At 73.0% G+C, this 17954-nt stretch carries 14 protein-coding genes and 1 pseudogene; 3 read left to right on the top strand and 12 right to left on the bottom strand.

The genetic code is table 11. The annotated features are described in order from the left end of the window. Window positions 1–36: 36 nt before the first annotated feature. Window positions 37–1434 carry an FAD-binding oxidoreductase gene (locus WN71_RS24085; protein ID WP_046588117.1) on the bottom strand — a complete coding sequence of 466 codons (1398 nt, stop codon included), beginning with the start codon at window positions 1432–1434 and terminating at the stop codon, window positions 37–39. Window positions 1435–1736: 302 nt separating this feature from the next. Between WN71_RS24085 and WN71_RS24080 the strand changes: the two genes are divergently transcribed. Continuing rightward, window positions 1737–2306, top strand: coding sequence for a hypothetical protein (locus tag WN71_RS24080; RefSeq protein ID WP_143074868.1), 570 nt, complete (start codon window positions 1737–1739; stop codon window positions 2304–2306). A gap of 6 nt (window positions 2307–2312) precedes the next feature. Here the strand turns inward: WN71_RS24080 and WN71_RS42850 are convergent. After that, a pseudogene (locus tag WN71_RS42850) lies at window positions 2313–2654 on the bottom strand (nuclear transport factor 2 family protein); the annotation flags it as partial. 141 nt (window positions 2655–2795) lie between these two features. Between WN71_RS42850 and WN71_RS24070 the strand changes: the two are divergent. Beyond that, window positions 2796–3743, top strand: a complete 948-nt coding sequence (locus WN71_RS24070) for a LysR family transcriptional regulator (RefSeq protein WP_046588111.1) — start codon at window positions 2796–2798, stop codon at window positions 3741–3743. Here the strand turns inward: WN71_RS24070 and WN71_RS24065 are convergent. After that, window positions 3686–4156 (bottom strand): DinB family protein, encoded by a 471-nt coding sequence (locus WN71_RS24065; RefSeq protein WP_240529738.1) that lies wholly within the window; start codon window positions 4154–4156, stop codon window positions 3686–3688. The genes WN71_RS24070 and WN71_RS24065 overlap by 58 nt on opposite strands. Before the next feature lie 269 nt (window positions 4157–4425). Then, window positions 4426–5298, bottom strand: a complete 873-nt coding sequence (locus WN71_RS24060; protein ID WP_079178059.1) for a COG4705 family protein — start codon at window positions 5296–5298, stop codon at window positions 4426–4428. A gap of 284 nt (window positions 5299–5582) precedes the next feature. Between WN71_RS24060 and WN71_RS24055 the strand changes: the two genes are divergently transcribed. After that, entirely contained in the window at window positions 5583–7034 is a 1452-nt protein-coding gene (locus WN71_RS24055) for a hypothetical protein (RefSeq protein WP_046588109.1), read from the top strand. 31 nt (window positions 7035–7065) lie between these two features. On the opposite strand, the gene WN71_RS24050 is transcribed toward WN71_RS24055, so the two are convergent. The 8 genes from WN71_RS24050 to WN71_RS24015 form a co-directional block, all read right to left on the bottom strand. Beyond that, a complete protein-coding gene (locus WN71_RS24050; protein WP_046588108.1) occupies window positions 7066–8118 on the bottom strand; it encodes a cytochrome c oxidase assembly protein in 1053 nt (350 codons plus the stop codon). A gap of 172 nt (window positions 8119–8290) precedes the next feature. Further along, window positions 8291–9691: an NtaA/DmoA family FMN-dependent monooxygenase gene (locus WN71_RS24045; RefSeq protein ID WP_046588105.1), complete on the bottom strand. Its 1401-nt coding sequence runs from the start codon at window positions 9689–9691 to the stop codon at window positions 8291–8293. After that, complete coding sequence (locus WN71_RS24040; protein WP_046588103.1) at window positions 9688–10788, bottom strand: LLM class flavin-dependent oxidoreductase; 1101 nt, start codon at window positions 10786–10788, stop codon at window positions 9688–9690. The genes WN71_RS24045 and WN71_RS24040 overlap by 4 nt, the downstream gene beginning before the upstream one ends. Before the next feature lie 410 nt (window positions 10789–11198). Beyond that, entirely contained in the window at window positions 11199–12419 is a 1221-nt protein-coding gene (locus WN71_RS24035) for a dipeptidase (RefSeq protein ID WP_046588101.1), read from the bottom strand. Beyond that, window positions 12416–14161 (bottom strand): dipeptide ABC transporter ATP-binding protein, encoded by a 1746-nt coding sequence (locus tag WN71_RS24030; RefSeq protein ID WP_046588100.1) that lies wholly within the window; start codon window positions 14159–14161, stop codon window positions 12416–12418. The genes WN71_RS24035 and WN71_RS24030 overlap by 4 nt, the downstream gene beginning before the upstream one ends. Beyond that, window positions 14154–15113: an ABC transporter permease gene (locus tag WN71_RS24025; RefSeq protein ID WP_046588098.1), complete on the bottom strand. Its 960-nt coding sequence runs from the start codon at window positions 15111–15113 to the stop codon at window positions 14154–14156. Before WN71_RS24025 ends, WN71_RS24030 begins: the two co-directional genes overlap by 8 nt. After that, window positions 15113–16195 carry an ABC transporter permease gene (locus WN71_RS24020; RefSeq protein WP_046588096.1) on the bottom strand — a complete coding sequence of 361 codons (1083 nt, stop codon included), beginning with the start codon at window positions 16193–16195 and terminating at the stop codon, window positions 15113–15115. The genes WN71_RS24025 and WN71_RS24020 overlap by 1 nt, the downstream gene beginning before the upstream one ends. Continuing rightward, window positions 16192–17760, bottom strand: a complete 1569-nt coding sequence (locus WN71_RS24015) for an ABC transporter substrate-binding protein (protein WP_240529737.1) — start codon at window positions 17758–17760, stop codon at window positions 16192–16194. Before WN71_RS24015 ends, WN71_RS24020 begins: the two co-directional genes overlap by 4 nt. Between the last annotated feature and the right edge of the window lie 194 nt (window positions 17761–17954).

Raw genomic sequence — 17954 nt, 5'->3', positions numbered from 1 at the left:
GGCCCGGTTGCCACGCCGGCAGGTGCGCGGGGTGGCTCAGGCGGGTGCCGGTGGGATGTTCTGGTTGGCCCGGAAGAAGTTCTCGGGGTCGTAGGTGCGCTTGACGGCCGCCAGGCGGTCGTAGTGGCCGCGGTAGGTCCCCTGGACCCGGTCCGCGCCCTCCTGTTCGCCGAGGAAGTTGATGTAGCCGCCGCCCATGGAATGGGGGTGCATCTCGGTCCAGTAGTCGACGCACCACTGGCGGAGCAGGCCCGCGTTGGCGGGATCGGGGTCGATGCCGGCGAACACGCCGGACCACGTGGCGTCCCGATACGCCCACGCCGTGTCGTCCGGACCGATCTCGCGGGTCGCCCCGTCGACCGGGTACAGGTGCATCGTGGACAGATCGGTGGGCAGGTTCTCGCCGTACTTCTCGTGCACCGCGACGGCGCCGTCGGAGATCTCGTCGAAGAAGTCTCCCCGCCAGTACCACTGCAGGCCCTTGGGCATCAGCGCGTCGAACATGCTCTGCAGCGCCGGGTACGGCATGGGGGCGGTGAAGTGGAACGCGGGCGGGCCGGGTGCCTGCACCGCCGTCAGGGCCCTGTCGAAGGCGTCCCCTGTCACGTCGCCCGTGTAGCACCACACCACGCCGCACATCTTCTGCCCGTGGATCGGCTCGGGGAACGGCGGACCCGGCGGCACGGTCAGCAGCGCGAAGAAGCCGTTGAGCTCCGTGGGCGCCGCCGGGAGGAACTCCCGGTACCACTGCAGCACTTCGCGGGTCCGGTCGACGGGCCAGACGGTCACGCCCACGCCGACTGTGTCGACGGGGTGCAGCCGGAACGTGAACGAGGTGACCACGCCGTAGTTGCCGCCCCCGCCCCGCAGCGCCCACAGCAGGTCGGGGTGGTCCGTCTCGGACGCGGTGACGTAGCTGCCGTCGGCGAGGACCACATCCGCGGACAGCAGGTTGTCGATGGTCAGGCCGTACCTGCGGGTCAGATGCCCGTGGCCGCCGCCGAGCGTGAGACCGCCGACGCCGGTGGTCGACATGATCCCGGCGGGCGTGGCCAGCCCGAAGCCGTGGGTCGCGTGGTCGAGATCGCCGAGCTGGGTGCCGCCGCCGACACGGGCGGTCCCCGCGGCCGGGTCGACGTCCACCCAGCGCATCGGCGAGAGGTCGAGCGTCAGCCCGTCGTCGACCAGGCACAACCCCGGTCCGCTGTGGCCGCCGCCGCGCACCGCGAGTTCCAGTCCGGTGTCGTGCGCGAAGTTCAGCACGGTCCGTACGTCGGTGACGTCGACGCACCCCGCGATCAGGGCCGGACGCCGGTCGATCATGCCGTTGTAGGCGGCGCGTGCCTCTTCGTACCCCGGTTCTCCCGGTACGACGGCCGATCCCCTGAGTGCCTCCCGTAGACCGCCGAGGGCCTGTTCGTTGATACCGCCCATGCTCGAACACCCCTGCTCTTGCGTGTGAGGCGGGACGGACGCGAACGCGACGTCCGGGCGGGCGGCGGGGGCGTGTGACACGCATCCGTCCGGGCCTGTACTGGTGACCGGCAGGGCGGAGAACCCCACCACTCCCATTGTCCGGCGGCGCGCGGCGCACCGCATGTCGGTCTTCGTCCACCGACCGCCCGCCCGCAGGGGCGAGACCACCCGTGACCACCCGCACACCCGCAGTCGTCCCGCGCCGGCTGCGCCCGATCGGGCCCCTGCGAACGGGGCGGAACCACGCGGTAGCATCCCGCATGCCCATTCCGTGGAGATCCAGCGTGGAGGTGTTCACGCGGATCCTGAGAGAACGAGCGGCCGAACCGGACGCGGTGGGCGACGTCGACGTCGCCTGGGACGCCTTCGCCGCGTTCCTCCAGGTCGAAGTCGAGGGGATCGCGGGTTCCGAGGACGACGGCGACGGCTTCATCGTCGAATGGGGCAGATGGCATTGGAACGACGACCTGCCTGCACTGTCCTTCGGCCGGCTGTACGCGGTCACTGACGCCGAAGCCGAAGCCGAAGCCGAAGCCGTGGCCGAAGCCGAAGCCGAAGCCGACGGGGCAGACGGGGCCGACGACGGGCTTGGCGGGCAGCCGCAGTACTGGAAGGTGGAGCTGCAACTCGTCTTCGCCGAGGACCCCGCGTGGGCGGATCTCGACAGCCTCGGCCATCAGGACACCGGCTTCGACCACGACGGGATCGGCCCGCCCAGGGCCGCCGCGCTGCGGGAGATGCGCCGGTTCGTCGAGTCCCACCCCCAACTGGCCGCCATGTGGCGCGCCGAGCCCGTGCGCAGTGCTCTGGTGCTGGAACGGGCGGGGTAGTCACGCTCAACAGGCCCGGTGGTACACCTTGTTCGCGATGCGCCAACCAGCCGCCGTCCGCACCAGCAGGAAGACGTCGGTGAAGGTGTCCGCGCCGTGCCGCAGCGTCATGGTCGCGGTCCCTATGCTGCCGTGCACCTCGACCGCGTCGACGCGGCGGGAGCGGGTGGCCTCGTCCGGGGCCGCGTGGCCGTCGAACAGCGCGCAGTACGCGTCCAGGGTCCAGGAGACGAACCCGCCGTCCCGGATCCCCTCGACATGCGCGGTGGGCAGGAACGCGTCGCGAAAGTGCGTGGGATCACCCGTGGCATGTCCGCGGATGTAGGCGTGGAGGGGTTCGAGGGCGGCCTCGGTGGACGCGCTCGTCTGCGGTGCGGTCATGCACGTCAGGGTGGTACGCCCCGGCATCCGCCACAAGCGCGGAATCCGCAGACCCGGTCTGCGGGACGCGCATACCGACCGGCCGTACCGACCGGCCATACTGGCCGGATGGACCTGACGGTGTGGCGGACCTTCGTCACCGTGTGCCGGCTCGGCTCGCTCTCGGCGGCGGCCGCCGAGCTCCATCACACGCAGTCCGCCGTCTCACGCCAGATCGCCGGTCTGGAGCGGCAACTCGGTGTACCGCTCCTGGAGCGCCACGCGCGCGGTGTCCGCCCGACGCCCGCAGGCGAGGTGTTCCGGCGGCACGCCGTCGCCACGCTCGACGAGGCGGACCGCGCCGTGCGCGCCGTACGAGAGGCGGGTGACGGCGCCGTCGTACGGCCGCTGGCCATCGGTGCGACGCCCTCGCTCGCGGCCGGGATCGTCCCCGCGGCCGTCCGGGCGCTGCGCGACCAAGTCCCCGCCCTTCGCTGGGACTTGCTGCCGGGCCTGAGTCCCCGCCTGCACGAGCGAGTGAGCGCGGGCGACCTCGACGTCGCCGTCGTCACCGACGCGCCGCCGGGGCTGCCCCACGACCCGCGCATCGACCGGCGGTTCCTCGGCCTGGACGCCATGGTCGTCGCCCTGCCCGTCGACCATCCGCTGGCCGGGCGCGGCCCGGCGGACATGCGGACGCTGGCCGACCAGACGTGGGCCGAGGACGACGACGGCTCGGCGGCACTCCTGCACCGGCACGCCGCCCGCACCGGGGTGAGCGCCCGCATCGACCTGACGGCGGCCGATCTGCCCGGCAAACTGGCCCTGGTGGCCACCGGACACGCCATCGCGCTGATCCCCGGCGTGCTGACCCGCGCGCTGCGCGCCGACGTCACGACCGTGGACCTGGTGGACGCCCCCACGCGCGGCATCTACGCGATCACCCCGCTGCGCGACCCCCACCCCGTCGCGGCGCCCCTGCTCGACCGACTCGCCGCGGCCTTCGCCCGGACGGCGGATCACTCACCCGTGCTGCCGTCGATGGCCTCGCGGAGCAGATCCGCGTGCCCGACGTGACGGGCGTACTCCTCGATGACGTGCTCGAGGACGAAGCGCACGTCGGTGGCGCCGAATTCGGTGTTCGGCACGATGCGCGCGGTGTCGGCGGTGGCCCGCGCGAACACCTCCCGTGACTCCTGGCAGGCCCGCACGTAGTCCTCGTACACCTCCCGGGCCGGGGTGGGATCGGAGTCGTCGTACCACTCGTCGCCCGCGGCGGTGACATAGGTCTTGTACGGGGGGAATGCCGGGGTCGTGCCCGCCAAGGTCCGCTGGAGCCAGTGGCGTTCGACGCCCTGCAGGTGGCGCATGAGGCCGAGCAGGGTCAACTCCGAGGGAGGCACGGCCCGTCGGCGCAGCTGCGCCTCGGAGAGTCCCTCGCACTTCCACCGGAACGTGGCCCGGTGGTAGTCGAGGTTCGAGGCGATCACCTCCCCCCACGAACCCGACAGCACACGGTGGGGTCGAACGACTCCTCGGACCACGACATCGTCCACGCGGAAAGCCTCCCTGGGCGACCGGAACTGCGGGGCGCACGCGCGTCCCCCGGGAAGGACTCCCGCGCCGAACGGAACTCATCGCCGCGTTCACCCACCGGCGGACCCCCGGTCGTACGGCCCCGGGCGGGTGCCCGGCGCCGTACGGGCGTGTCGTCGGGGCCGACCGGCCGTCACGCCTGGCCGCGGTCGCCGTCCGGACGCTACGCCTGGCCGGCGGTCGCCGTCCGGCGCTCCTTCACCTGGGCGTACGCCATCAGGCCGAACAGGACGGCGAGCAGGACCGCCGACGAACCCGCGGTGCCGAGGTCCAGGCCGCCCTTGGCGGCCGGCTTGGTCAGCAGGTCGCCCGCCGTGGCGCCGAGCGGCCGGGTGAGGACGAAGGCGATCCAGAACAGCAGGACGTTGGGGACGGCCGGCACCTTCATCAGGGCGACGAGCACGGCGAGCGCCCCCGTCACCAGCAGCGCGCCGCCCGCGTAGCCGAGCCCGGAGCTGTCCGACAGGAAGTCGCCCATCGAGGTGCCCAGGGTGTTGGAGACGAGGATCGCGGACCAGAACAGGGCCTCGCCCTTGAACGTCACGATGTCGCGGATCTCGAACGTCATCCCGCTCAGCCTCCAGGCGAGGAAGATCGCCAGGAGGATCGAGATGAGGATCGCCGCGCCGACGGGGTAGCCCAGCCCCAGGCCCTGCGGACCCCAGCCCAGCTTCGTCGCGCCGCCCGAGAGGTACTTGGCGCTGGCGTCACGGTTCATGAAGTCGGACATCGTGGTGCCCGCCATGCTGGTCGAGAGGATCACCGTCCAGTAGAAGAACGGGTTGTACCGGCGCGACCGCAGCTGGACCACCAGCGTCACCACGAACAGCGCGAACAGCGCGATCGTGGTGAGGAAGTAACCGAGCTTCAGAGTCTGCGCGAAGAGGTCGCCGGCGGTCTCGCCGAGGGTCGTCGCGGCGATCTTCATCAGCCAGAACGCGAGGGTGACCTCGGGCAGTTTCTTCATCACCGACCTGGCCGTGCCCGGCGCGCCCGACGCGCCCGCCACGTCGAGGTCGGTGAGTGCCTCCTGCATGTCCACTTTCCTGTGCTCCCGTCCGATCGTGCGGCAGGGCACTCGGCGGGGAGCGGCGAGTGCCCTGTCTGGGGGGTTTCCGGCCGTCAAGTACGGCTGGCACATGTGACCTTCGCAGAGCGACCCTGAACGCATCCTGAACGCGCGGAACGCACAGTCGCGAGGCGGCTCGTCCCGGCGGGCACGGACGCGGCCTGCCGCGGCCGCCGTAAACCGCGTGCCCCGGCGGGCGGCCGCGTCCTACGATCACCGGCACAACCGCAGGTGGCGGGGAGGACACGCGGATGCTCAAGCACATCGAGGACGGCACCGCGGCGGCGCGGCGGCTCGCGGAAGGAGCGGCGCTTCGCCGCACGCTCGACGTCGACGACCCCGGTGACTGGCTCGCGCTCGACGCGGGGGTGCGGGAGACGCACTGGAGTCTCCCGCCGCTGCTACCGGAGTGGGAGCGCGCGGCCGGGGCGTTCGCCGACGCGCCCCCGCTCGACGAGTCGCGCCAGGCGCTGGCGCTCTGTCACCGCAACGGGCGGATCCGCCAGGAGGCGGTGCACCGCTCGCCGTCGTACCCCGCACTGCTGCCGTTGATCGTGGTGCGCTGCACGGACTGGGTGGGCCCGGTGCGCCAGTCCGCGCGGCAGGTGCTGCGGGAGTCCTTGGACGCGGAGGCCGCCGCCGCCCTCGCGTCGCTCGTGCTGCGGCTCGGCCGCCGTGACCGGGGCGACTTCGCCGTCGGACTGCTCGACGAGGTCCTGCGCGAGATGCCCCGCGAGCGGTTCACCCCGCTCCTGGCCGCCCCCGACCGCGCCGTCCGGCGGTTCGCCCACCGGCTGGCCGCCGAACGCGGGCTGCTCGACGCCGTCGAGCTGGCCCGCGCGGCCGTCCGGGACGAGGACGCCGTGGTGCAGGACCTGTGCGCCACCGCGGCGCTCACGGCGCTCGGCGCGGAAGCGGCGCACGAGGAGGAGTCGCACAAGGAGACGGCGTACGACGACGTGCTGCCGCTCCTGCTGTCCGCGCGCAACCCGCGCACCCGGTCGGCCGGCGTCACCGGGCTGCGGCGGGCGGGCCGGACCCGGCAGGCGGAGCCGTTCCTCGCCGACCGGTCCGCACTCGTGCGGGCCTGCGCCCGCTATGTCGTACGGCAGGCGGGTGGGGACCCCCTGGCCTGGTACCGGCAGCGGTGTTCGGCGTCCGGCGAGGCCGGGCCGCCGCCCGGCGTGGTCCGGGGACTGGCCGAGTGCGGGGACCGCGCCGACGCCGGGGTGCTGCGCGCGCTGCTCGCGCATCCGGTGCCCGGGGTACGGGCCGGGGCGGTCGCCGGGCTGCACACGCTCGACTGCGCGGACACCGGGCGGCTGCGGCCGCTGCTCGACGACCCCGCCCCCCGGGTCGTCCGCGAGACGACCACCGCGCTGCTCCCCTCGGCGAAGGACCTCCCGGCCGACTGGCTCCTGGCGCGCACCGGCCCCGAGCGCCCTCGGCACGTCCGCGTCGGAGCCTTCCGGCTGCTCGAGGCGGCCGGCGGCATCACCGCGCTGCGGGCGGCCGTCGGCCTGCTGGACGATCCGGACGTCAAGCTGCGGGACTGGGCCGGACAGTGCGTGCAGGGGTGGCATCCGTCGGCGGACACGCGGCTGTTCGATCCGGAGGTCGGGGAACTGCTGGACCGCGGCCGGCACCTCTTCAGCGACTACGTGCTGCGTCTGCGCAAGCGGGAGGCGGGGATCGGCGACTGAGTACGCGCCGCTCCCCGCGCCGGAGCACAGGTCAGGTCTCTCCCCGCTGGCGTCGGATGCGGACGGCGACGTCGTTCTGCTCGGTCTCCCACCAGGGGCGGACCCGGTCGGCGGAGGGAGCCTGCGCGTGGCTCGGCACCGATGCCGCCCCCGACCCCACCCCCGCCTCCGACCCCGGCGCGGCCGCGAGGGCGAACTCCGCGTCGAGGCGCCGGTCCAGGACCCTGCTCTCGGCGCGTTCGGCGCGGGCCCACTGATACAGCAGCGCCAGCAGGAACGGCAGGGCGACCAGCTCGGCGATGCTGAGCATGGCGCCGCCGCCGAGCTGCTGGTCGCGCTCGACGTCCGGGGACCAGGACGGCGCGTGGCGCGCGTACCAGGCACCCGCGATCAGCGTGCCGTGCGTCATGACGACGACGCCGGGGACCGCGTCGACGACACCGTCGAGGAACACCAGCCCCGCCCGTACGGGGTGCGTGCACCAGGCGGGCAGCGCTTTCTCGTGGGTGAGCACCGGGACGACGAACAGGCAGCCCGCCAGGAGGAGATGCAGGTACATCACCTCGTGCAGCCAGCCCACGCGCAGCGCGGTCGCGAAGTACGGCGTGAAGTAGATCGTCAGCTCCGTCGCGAGCACGAGCGCCGTACTGACCAGGGGGAACGTCAGCACGCGGACGAGCCGACCGGACACGGCCCGGCGGACTCGGGCCCCGGCGGCGGCCGGCAGCGCCTCCACCGAGAGCCGCAGCGGATCGCCGAGCGCCAGCCCGAGGGGGACGACGAGGTCGAGCAGGACGTTCTGCACGGCGGCGGGCCAGAACAGCACGCGGTCGTACACCGCGAGCGCGGACATCGTGGCCACCGCCAGCCCGCCCAGGCCGATCAGCCCGAAGGCGGCGGCCCGACCAGCCGGCCAGACCTCGCCCCGCCGGCGCACCCGCAGCACACCCCAGCCGTAGCCCGCGGCCAGGGCGACGATCAGCACCAGGGCCGGGACGTCGAGCTGCCAGGTCGACAGCAGACGGCCCGTGGTCAGCTCGAGAAGCTCACCGGCCGGCCATCGGCCTGTCGTACGACCGTACATACGGATCGCCCTCCTTCGGAACCGCGGGCGGCCGCGGTGCTCAGAGGGACGCTAGCGCCGGGGCGGGCGCGTTCGGGCGCCGGGGCGCGGCACGCCGGGGTGAAATCCCGGGACCGGTGTGCCGCGCCGCCGCGCGGGTCTCCCCGCGGGCCGAGCCGAGCGTCGGGGACGGTCAGCCGGCCTCCTGCCGCTCGGCCACCGGGCGATGCGCCGACGGGGCCCGCAGCCCCAGGTGCTCGCGCAGCGTGGTGCCGCTGTACTCGGTGCGGTAGACCCCGCGTTCCTGGAGTTCGGGGACGAGGAGGTCGACGATGTCGTCCAGGCCGTCGGGGATGAGATACGGCGTGACGTTGAAACCGTCGAGCGCGCCGTGCCGGACGAACCGGGCGAACTTGTCGGCCAGCCCGGAGGGGGTGCCGACGTGGCCGCGCTGCGGGCCGAGCGCGATGACGGTCTCGCGCAGCGACCAGCCCGCCGCCTCGGCCTTCGCCCGCCACTCGGCGACCACCGTGCGCGGGTCGGCGACCCGCCGTGCCCCGAAGGAGCCGTCGTTGTCGGCGACGACGGGGTCCTCCGCGGGCAGCGGGCCGTCGGCGTCGCGGTCCGACAGGTCGATGCCCCAGAGCAGTCCGGCGATCCCCAACGCCGTGGCGGGGGTGACCTGTTGCAGGCGGATCCAGCGCTTCTTCTCCTCGGCCTCCGCCTCGGTCGCGCCGATGATGATCTCCGTGCCGGGCAGGATCCGCAGGTCGTCCTCGGGCCGTCCGGCCGCCCGCAGCCGGCGCCGGATGTCCTCGGCGAAGGCGAGCGCGTCGTCGAAGTCGGTGCCGTGCGCGGAGAAGATGACGTCCGCGTGGGCGGCGGCGAAGTCACGGCCCTCGCCCGAGTCGCCGGCCTGGAAGATCACCGGGTGGCCCTGGGCGCTGCGCGGCAGGGTGGGGGCGAGGTCGACGTCGAACTGCCGTCCCCGGTGGCGTACTCGGCGTACGGCACCGGGTGCCGACCAGGCGGGCGCCGCCACCGAGTCGGCCGTCGCCTTGTCGTCCCAGCCGTCCCACAGGGCGCGGGCCACGGTGAGGAACTCCGCGGCGCGCCGGTAGCGGTCGGCGTGGTCGAGGTAGCCGCCGCGCCGGAAGTTGGCGCCCGTCCAGGCGTTGTCGGTGGTGACGACGTTCCAGCCGGCGCGCCCCTCGGAGAGCAGGTCGAGGCCGGAGAGGCGGCGGGCGAGATCGGCGGGCTCGTTGAAGGTGGAGTTGGAGGTGGAGACCAGGCCGATGCGGCGGGTGACCGCGGCCAGGGCGGCGAGTTGGGTGATCGCGTCCGGGCGTCCGGCCACGTCGAGGTCGTGGATCCGGCCGTCGACCTCGCGCAGCCGGAGCCCCTCGCCGAGGAAGAAGGCGTCGAACAGGCCCCGTTCGGCGGTCTGGGCGACCTTCCGGAAGGAGGCGGGGTCGATCTGCGAGCCGCTGTCGGGGGCGGACCAGACGGTCCAGTGGTTGACGCCCTGGAAGAACACGCCGAAGTGCAGCCGGGCGTCCGGCCGGGGAACGTCGTGGGGGTCGGTGCGGGTCATCGGGTCTCCTCCTGGACGGCCGCGGCCGCGAAACGGTTGGCGGGGCGGTCGAGGCCCAGGGTCGAACGCAGGGACCTACCCGGCAACGGACGTGCGGTCAGGCGCCGTTCGGAGAGAGCTGGCAGGACGAGCCGGGACAGGACCGGCAGATCCTCGTCCAGCACGAGCGGACGCAGCCGGACCCCGTCCACGTGGCGGCTCAACTCGGCCAGTACGGCGACGAGTCCGGCCGCGGAGCCGATGTGCCGCAGCCGTCCGCGGTCGACCCACGGCGCGGACCGCTCCAGGGCGGCGACGCGTTCGGCGGCGGTCGCCTCCGGCGTGTCGAGTGCCACCTCGACCTCGGCGAAGACCCGGGGCGTACCGGCTGTCGAGGCGGCCGCGGCGACCGACGCCGTGTCACGGCCCTCGACCAGGGCGATGTCGAGCTGTGCGGCGGGCACCTGGTCGGGCCGGCCGAGAACCACGAGCTGGCCCTGCGGCGGACGCGGCACGATCGCCGGGCCCTTGACGGCGTACGTCTCCCCGGTGAAGTCGATGTAGTGCAGCCGGTCGCGGTCGAGGTAGCGGCTGGTGGCGACCGACCGGACGACCGCGTCGTCCTCCCACGAGTCCCACAGGGCGCGCACCACCTCGACCCCGTCCCGGGACTCCCGGGCCCGCGCGGCCGGGTCCACGACCGGCGGCCGCCCCCACACGCGAGCCGCCTGCGGACGGTCCTCCTCCGTCACGACCCACCCGGCGCGGCCGGTGGAGATGTGGTCCAGGGACGCCAACTGGCTGGAGACATGGAAGGGTTCGGCATAGGTGAGCGGGACGACGGGCGCGATCCCGATCGTGCTCGTGGACGCCGCGACGAAGGCCGCCCGCTCCACGGCGCCGATCCGGCCGACGACATCCTGCGTGCCACCGGGCGGCAGCACCCCGTCGTCCAGGGTGATGAGGGTGAACCCGGCGTTCTCGGCCACGGCCGCGAGCCGGGCCACCCGGCGCGGGGTGAGCAACTGGTCGGGTGCGTGGGCGGCGCGGCGCCAGGCCGCGGGATGGGCGCCGTCGCCGTCGAGTTCGACGGCGAGGTGCAGGGCGGGGCCGGACAATGGAGGTTCCTTCCGGTTGCTTCCGGAGCACGGGAACGCGCGGCCCGGCACGGCGTCGGAAGCCGGGCGGGCACGGCGAGGCAGCGGGGGAGGGCGGAGACGACCGGGCACGGCGCGCGCAGGCGCATCGGTGCCGCGGTCCGACGGGCCGCACGGCGACCCGTGGGAACAGACCGTCGGTGGTCAGCCGGGCGTGGAAGGACACACCGCGGAGCAGGTGCGGCAGTAGTCGACATGCCGCCGGACGATCAGGCGCAGGCCGGAGCACACACCCTGCGGTGCCGTGCCGGATACCCGCATCGAGGGCCTCCACCCATGAGAAACCGATCGGTTCACCGTACGTCGCCCGCCCCCGCGGATGTCAAGGCCGCGCGAGTCGGCCCGCACCGGCGCGGGAGCGGAGCCGTTCGTCACCTCAGCGGCACCGTCGGCCACAGCGGTTCGGTGGCGCCTTCCTCCGCCGCGCGCAGCACGCGCAGCACGTTCCGGCCGGTCAGCGCCTCCAGTTCGGGCCGCGACCAGCCCCGGTCGGCGAGTTCGCGCAGCAGGACCGGATAGCCGGAGACGTCGGCGAGGCCGGTCGGCTGATGGTCGACGCCGTCGTAGTCGCCGCCGAGACCGACGTGGTGCACACCGGCCACCTCCCGCGCGTGCTCCACGTGGTCGGCGACCTGGGCGACCGTCACCTCGGGGCGCGGATGGGCGTCGAGCCAGGACGTCAACCGGTCGTCCGGAGCCGTGTCGAGGGCCTGCGCGTGCTCGTCGGCGACCTCGGCCGGGTCCTCGCCGGGCCGTGGCGCGCGCGGCCAGCTCCACGGCGTGGCGGGCAGCTCCAGACGCGCGCGTTCCTCCTGGAGCGCCAGGCCCCACTCGGCGACGTCGGCGGAGATGAAGTAGGGCACGAACGTCAGCTGGATGACGCCCCCGTTGCCCGGCAGCAGCGCCAGCACCTCGTCGCTCACGTTGCGCGGGTGGTCGTTGAGGGCCCGCGCCGAGGAGTGGCTGAACAGGACCGGGACGGTGGACACGGCGAGCGCCGCGCGCTGGGTGGACTCGGCGACATGGGAGAGGTCCACGAGGACGCCGGTCCGGTTCAGTTCCGCGACGATGGCGCGGCCGGTGTCGTTGAGGCCGCCGACCACCGGCTCGTCGGTGGCGGAGTCGGCCCACGAGGTGTTGTCGTTGTGCGTCAGGGTCACGTACCGCACACCCAGCCGGGCGAAGGAGCGCAGAACGCCGGGCGACTCGGCGAGGCTGTGCCCGCCCTCGATGCCGAGCAGGGAGGCGATGCGCCCGTCGTCGTACGCCCGCTCCACGTCGGCCGCCGTGTACGCGATTCGCAGCGCGTCCGGGTAGCGGGCGGCGAGCCGGTAGACGGCGTCGATCTGCTCCAGCGTGGCCACCACGGCCTCGGGCTCGCTCAGCGTGGAGGGGACGTAGACCGACCAGAACTGCGCGCCGACCCCGCCGGCCCGCAGCCGGGGCAGGTCGGTGTGCAGCTCCGGGCGGCCGGCGTCGAGGCCCTCGACGCTGTAGCCGGACCGCGCGCGCAGCGCCGCCGGGAGGTCGTTGTGCCCGTCGAAGACAGGGGTGCTGCGCAGTACTTCGTCGATCAGTGTGCCGTCGCTCATGCGCCGGGCACTCCTTCCTGTACGGGTCGCGGCCGGCGCCTGCCCTGCCGGACCGGGTCGGGCACGGGCAGTGCGGCCACGAGCCGGCGGGTGTAGTCGTCCTGCGGGCTGCCGAGGACCTGGCCGGTGGTGCCCTGCTCGGCGATCCTGCCACGGTGCAGCACCACCACGCGGTGGGCGACCTGCTCGACGACGGCCAGGTCATGGCTGATGAACAGGGCCGCGAAGCCCAGTTCCCGCTGGAGTCCGGCGAACAGGTCGAGTACCCGGGCCTGTACGGAGACGTCCAGCGCCGAGGTCGGTTCGTCCGCGATCAGCAGTCCCGGCCGCAGTGCGAGGGCGCGCGCGAGCCCGGCGCGCTGACGCTGGCCGCCGCTGAGTTCGTGCGGATAGCGGTCCGCGTAGGAGCGGGGAAGCTGCACCGACGCGAGCAGCGCCTCGACGCGGCGCCGGATCTCCTGCGCGCCCAGTTCCCGCCGGTGCACGACCAGGGGTTCGGCGATGCTCCCGGCGATCGTCAGCAGCGGGTCGAAGCTGGTGGCCGGGTCCTGGAAGACGTAGCCGATCCGCCCGGCCGGCCTGCGCCTTCTGTCGGTCGGCTGCCCGAAGACCTCCAGCCGGCCGCCGGTGACCGCGGTGAGGCCGGCGATGGCCCGTCCGATGGTGGTCTTGCCGCTGCCGCTCTCGCCGACCAGCCCGAGCACTTCACCCGGCCGGATCTCGAAGCCGACCCCGTCCACGGCTCGGAAGGACTTGCGGCCCAGCCGCCCCGGGTGGTCGACGACCAGCCCGTCGGCCCGCACGACCGGCCGCGCCTCGCCGTCGAGCGGCCGCGTCCCGCCGTCGACCGATTGCGTACCGCCGTCGCACGGCCGCGCGGTGCCGTCGCCCGGCCGTGTCCCGCCGTCGGCGGAGGGCGGCGTGGCGCGTGGGCCCGATCCGAAGTCCGGTACGGCGGCCAGGAGTTCGCGGGTGTACGGGTGGCCGGGCGCCGCGAACAGCTCGCGCACCGGCGCCTGTTCGACCACTTCGCCCGCGCGCATGACCGCCACCCGGTCGGCGAGGTCGGCGACGACGCCCATGTTGTGGGTGATGAGCAGGACGGCGGTGCCGAAATCGGTGCGGCAGCGATGGAGCAGTTCCAGGATCTCGGCCTGCACGGTGACGTCCAGGGCGGTGGTCGGTTCGTCGGCGACGAGCAGTCGGGTGCCCAGGGCGAGGGCCATGGCGATGACCGCGCGCTGCTTCTGGCCGCCGGAGAGCTGGTGCGGGTAGTGGTCGACCCGGGTGGCGGGGTCGGGGATGCCGACCTTGTCGAGCCATTCCACGGCGAGCGCGCGCCGTTCGGCCCTGCTGCCGCCGCGCCCGTGCGCGCGCAGCCCCTCGGTGAGCTGCCAGCCGATGGTGAAGACGGGGTTCAGCGCGGTGGAGGGCTCCTGGAAGACCATCGCGGCCCGCGTGCCGCGCAGGGCGCGCAGCCGGGCGGCGGGCGCGGCCAGGACGTCCTCCGCGGGCTCGGCGGTGCCGTCACCGAGCAGGACACGCCCGCGGACGCTCGCCGTGTCGGGCAGCAGGCCGAGCACCGACCGGGCGGTGACGGTCTTGCCGCTGCCGCTCTCGCCGACCAGGGCCAGCACCTCGCCGGGGGCGACACGGAGGCTGACTCCCCGCACGGCGGGCGCCGGACCGGCGTCGGTGGCGAAGCCGACATGCAGATCCTCGATGCGCAGCAGATCAGTCATCGTCCGTGCCGCCGTCCGGGTCGGGGGCGGACCCGCCGCTACGGCGTCGCAGGCGCGGGTCGGCCAGGTCGGTGAGGCTCTCGCCGAGCAGCGTCGTGCCGAGGACCGTGAGCACGATGCCCAGGCCGGGCGGGATCGCCGTCCACCAGATGCCCGAAGTGACGTCGGCGACGGCCCGGTTGAGGTCGTAGCCCCATTCGGCGGCGGAGTTGGGCTCGATGCCGAAGCCGAGGAAGCCGAGGCCGGCCAGGGTGAGGATGGCCTCCGACGCGTTGATCGTGAAGATCAACGGGAGCGTGCGCACCGAGTTGCGCAGCACGTGCCGGGTCATGATCCGCCATGGCCCGGTGCCGATCACCCGGGCCGCGTCGACGAACGGTTCGGCCTTCACCCGGATCACCTCGGCCCGTACGACCCGGAAGTACTGCGGTACGAAGGACACCGCGACCGAGCAGGCGGCCGCGCCGAGACCGCCGGCCAGGCCCGACCGGCCGCCGCTGATGACGATCGACATGACGATGGCGAGCAGCAGCGGCGGGAACGCGTACAGCGCGTCCGCCAGCCCCACCAGCAGCCGGTCCGGCCTGCCCCCGAGGTAACCGGAGACGAGTCCGAGCAGCGTGCCCGGGACCACCGACAGGATCAGCGCGGCCACGATGATCAGCAGCGCGGTCCGCGCGCCCCAGATCGTCCGGGACAGGACGTCGTAGCCCGCGATGGTGGTGCCCAGGGGATGGGCCCCGCTCGGATGCTGCTGCGAACCGAACAGGCCGCCGCCGTCGCTGAGTTGCGCGTAGCCGTGCGGGGCGAGCAAGGGGCCGAGGAGCGCGGCGAGGAGGAACAGCGCGGTCAGGACCAGCCCGGTGACCAGCATGGCCCGCTGCACTCCCGCGCCCGCCCGCAGCCGCAGCCGCAGCCGCGGCGGCAGGCGTCGTACGAGGACCAGCGCCATCAGTACCTCACTCGCGGGTCGATCAGCGCGGCGACGACGTCGACGAGGAAGTTCGTCACCGCCACGACGACGGCGAAGAGGGCCACGATGCCCTGCACCGCCGGGAAGTCACGGGCCGTCAGATAGTGGGCCAGCTCATAGCCGAGGCCCTTCCACTCGAAGGTGGTCTCGGTCAGCACGGCGCCGCCGAGGAGCCCCGCGACCTGGAGTCCGAGGACGGTGACGACGGGGATCAGGGCGGGCCGGGCGGCGTGGTGCGTGACCAGGCGCAGGGGGGCCACGCCCCGGGAGCGGGCGGCGTCCACGTAGTCGGTGGAGAGCGTGCCGATCAGGTTCGTGCGCACCAGTCGGAGCAGGACGCCGGCCACGAGCAGGCCCAGGGCGACGGCCGGCAGCACCGCGTGCCGGAGCACGTCCGTGACGGCCGTGGTGTCGCCGCTGCGCAGGGCGTCGATCAGATACACGCCGGTCGTGCTGGTCTGGTTCTGGAGGAAGAGCTGGACGTTCGTGCTCGCCCGGCCGGACGAGGGCAGCCAGCCGAGCCCGATGGCGAAGACCAGCTTCAGCAGCAGGCCCACGAAGAACACGGGGGTGGCGTAGGTCAGGATCGCGAACAGCCGTAGGACCGCGTCCGGCGCGCGGTCGCGGTGGGCGGCCGCCACCATGCCCAGCGGGACGCCGACGACCAGGGCCACCAGCAGGGCGTAGCAGGCGAGTTCGACGGTCGCGGCCCCGTAGGTGGCGAGCACATGGGTCACCGGCTGGTTGTCGGTGACCGTGCGCCCGAAGTCGCCGGTGGCCAGCGAGCGCAGGTAGTCCAGGTACTGGGTGAGCAACGGCCGGTCGTAGCCCGCCTGATGGAGCTTGGCGTGCAGCTGGTCGGGGGTGAGGCGGTCGCCGAAGGCCGTGCTGATCGGGTCTCCGGTGAGCCGCATCAGGAAGAAGACGAGGCTGACGAGGATCAGCACGGTGGGGATGATGAGGAGGAAGCGGACCACCAGGTAGCGGGCGAGGCCGTACCCGGCGGCGCCGTCGGCCGGAGCGGCGACGGCGCCGGGGGTCTCCTGCGTCGAGGTGCTCACTTCTTCGCGAGCCCCGCCCAGCGGAACTGGTACGTCGCGTCCAGCTCGTCCGGCACGCCGGTGATGTCGGTGCGGGTGACGATCGCGGTGGAGCCCTGGAGCAGCGGCAGCAGCGGCACCTGGGCGGCGGCCTTGTCCTGCGCCTGCTTCAGCAGCTCGGTCCGGGCCGCCGGGTCCGTCTCGGTCTCCTCCTTCTTGATCAGGGCGCGGACGGCGGGGTCGCTGTAGCCGTTGGCGACCCAGCTGTTGGCCGCGTAGAAGGGTGAGAGGTAGTTGTCGGCGTCCAGGTAGTCGGCGTACCAGCCGAGCTGGTAGGCCGGGTAGAGGTGCTTGACGCGGTCCTTGCCGTACTGGGTCCACTCCGTGGACTGGAGATTCACCTTGAACAGTCCGGTGGCCTCCAGCTGCGTCTTGACCAGTGCGTACTCGTCGGCGGACGACGAGCCGTAATGGTCGCTGTTGTACTGGAGGTTGAGGGTCACCGGGGTCTTCACCTTCGCCGCCTTCAGCCGGGCGGCCGCCGCGGCCTTGTCGGGGCCGCCCTGCTGGTCGCCGTAGAGCGACTTGAAGGAGGCGGTGGCGCCGGTCAGGCCGTCGGGGACGGAGCTGTAGAGCGGCTGGTAGGTGTTCTTGTAGACCTGCTGGGCGAGTTGGGAGCGGTCCACGGAGTCGGCGACGGCCTGGCGGACGGCGAGGGCCTTCTTGGCGTCGGCGTTCTTGGTCTTGGTGCCGTAGGGCTGCGTGGCGAAGTCGAAGACGATGTAGCGGATGCCGTTGCCGGATCCCGTGTGGACCTCGACGCCCTTCTGCTTCGCGAGGTCGCCCAGGTCGGCGGTGGTGAGCGTGCGGTAGACGGCGTCGATGGTGCCCTGCTGGACGTCGAGCTTCAGGTTCCCGGCGTCCGTGTAGTACTTCAGCTGGACGTTCTCGGTCTTCGGCGTGCCCAGTTGGCCCTGGTAGCGCGCGTTGGCGGTGAAGGACACCAGCGAGTTCTTGTCGTAACTCCTGATGCCGTACGGCCCGTTCCACGGCTTGGCCGCGACGATCGACGTGTCGTCGAGGATCTTGTCCGCGGGGAAGACCTGCTCGTCCACGATGTAGCCGGCGGCCGTGGACAGTACCTGCGGGAACAGGGTGTCGTTCGCCGACTTGAGGGTGAAGACGATGGTGGTCGCATCCGGTGCGGCGACCGAGGCGAGGTTGTACAGCAGCGACGAGGGGCCGTTCTCGTCGGCGATCCTCAGGTCCCGGTCGAAGCTGAACTTCACGTCCGAGGAGGTGAGTTCATGGCCGTTGGCGAACTTCAGGCCCTTCTTCAGCGTGACCGTGTACTCCTTGGGCCCGGTCAGCCTGATGCCGGTGGCGAGGTCGGGGGAGACGTCCGCGGAGCCGTTCTTCTGCGCGAGCAGGGTCGCGTAGACCTCGCTCTCGATGGTGCCGGAGCCCGCGTCCCAGGATCCCGCCGGGTCGATGCTGGTGACCTGGTCGGTGGTGCCGACGGTGATCGCCGCGGCGGAGCTGGTGGTCTCGCCGTCCTTGCTGCTGGTGCAGCCGGTCAGCGCCACGAAGAACGCGGTGCCGAGGGATATCGCGCCGAGACCGGAGCGGAGCGCACTGTCCGACCGGAGCGCTCTGTTCGACCGGAGGGGTCCGCCCGATCGCCGGGGTCTGTCCGACCGGAGGGATCTGCCGGGTGTCGGGCCGTCGTGAAGTGGCATGAGAGGTCTCTCTGTTCCGCGTCAGGGGATGCGTGAGGCGG

Source organism: Streptomyces mangrovisoli (assembly GCF_000974985.2).
Lineage (GTDB): Bacteria > Actinomycetota > Actinomycetes > Streptomycetales > Streptomycetaceae > Streptomyces > Streptomyces mangrovisoli.
The sequence above is the reverse complement of the archived record's forward strand: the minus strand, read 5'-3'. Positions and strand labels throughout refer to the sequence as shown.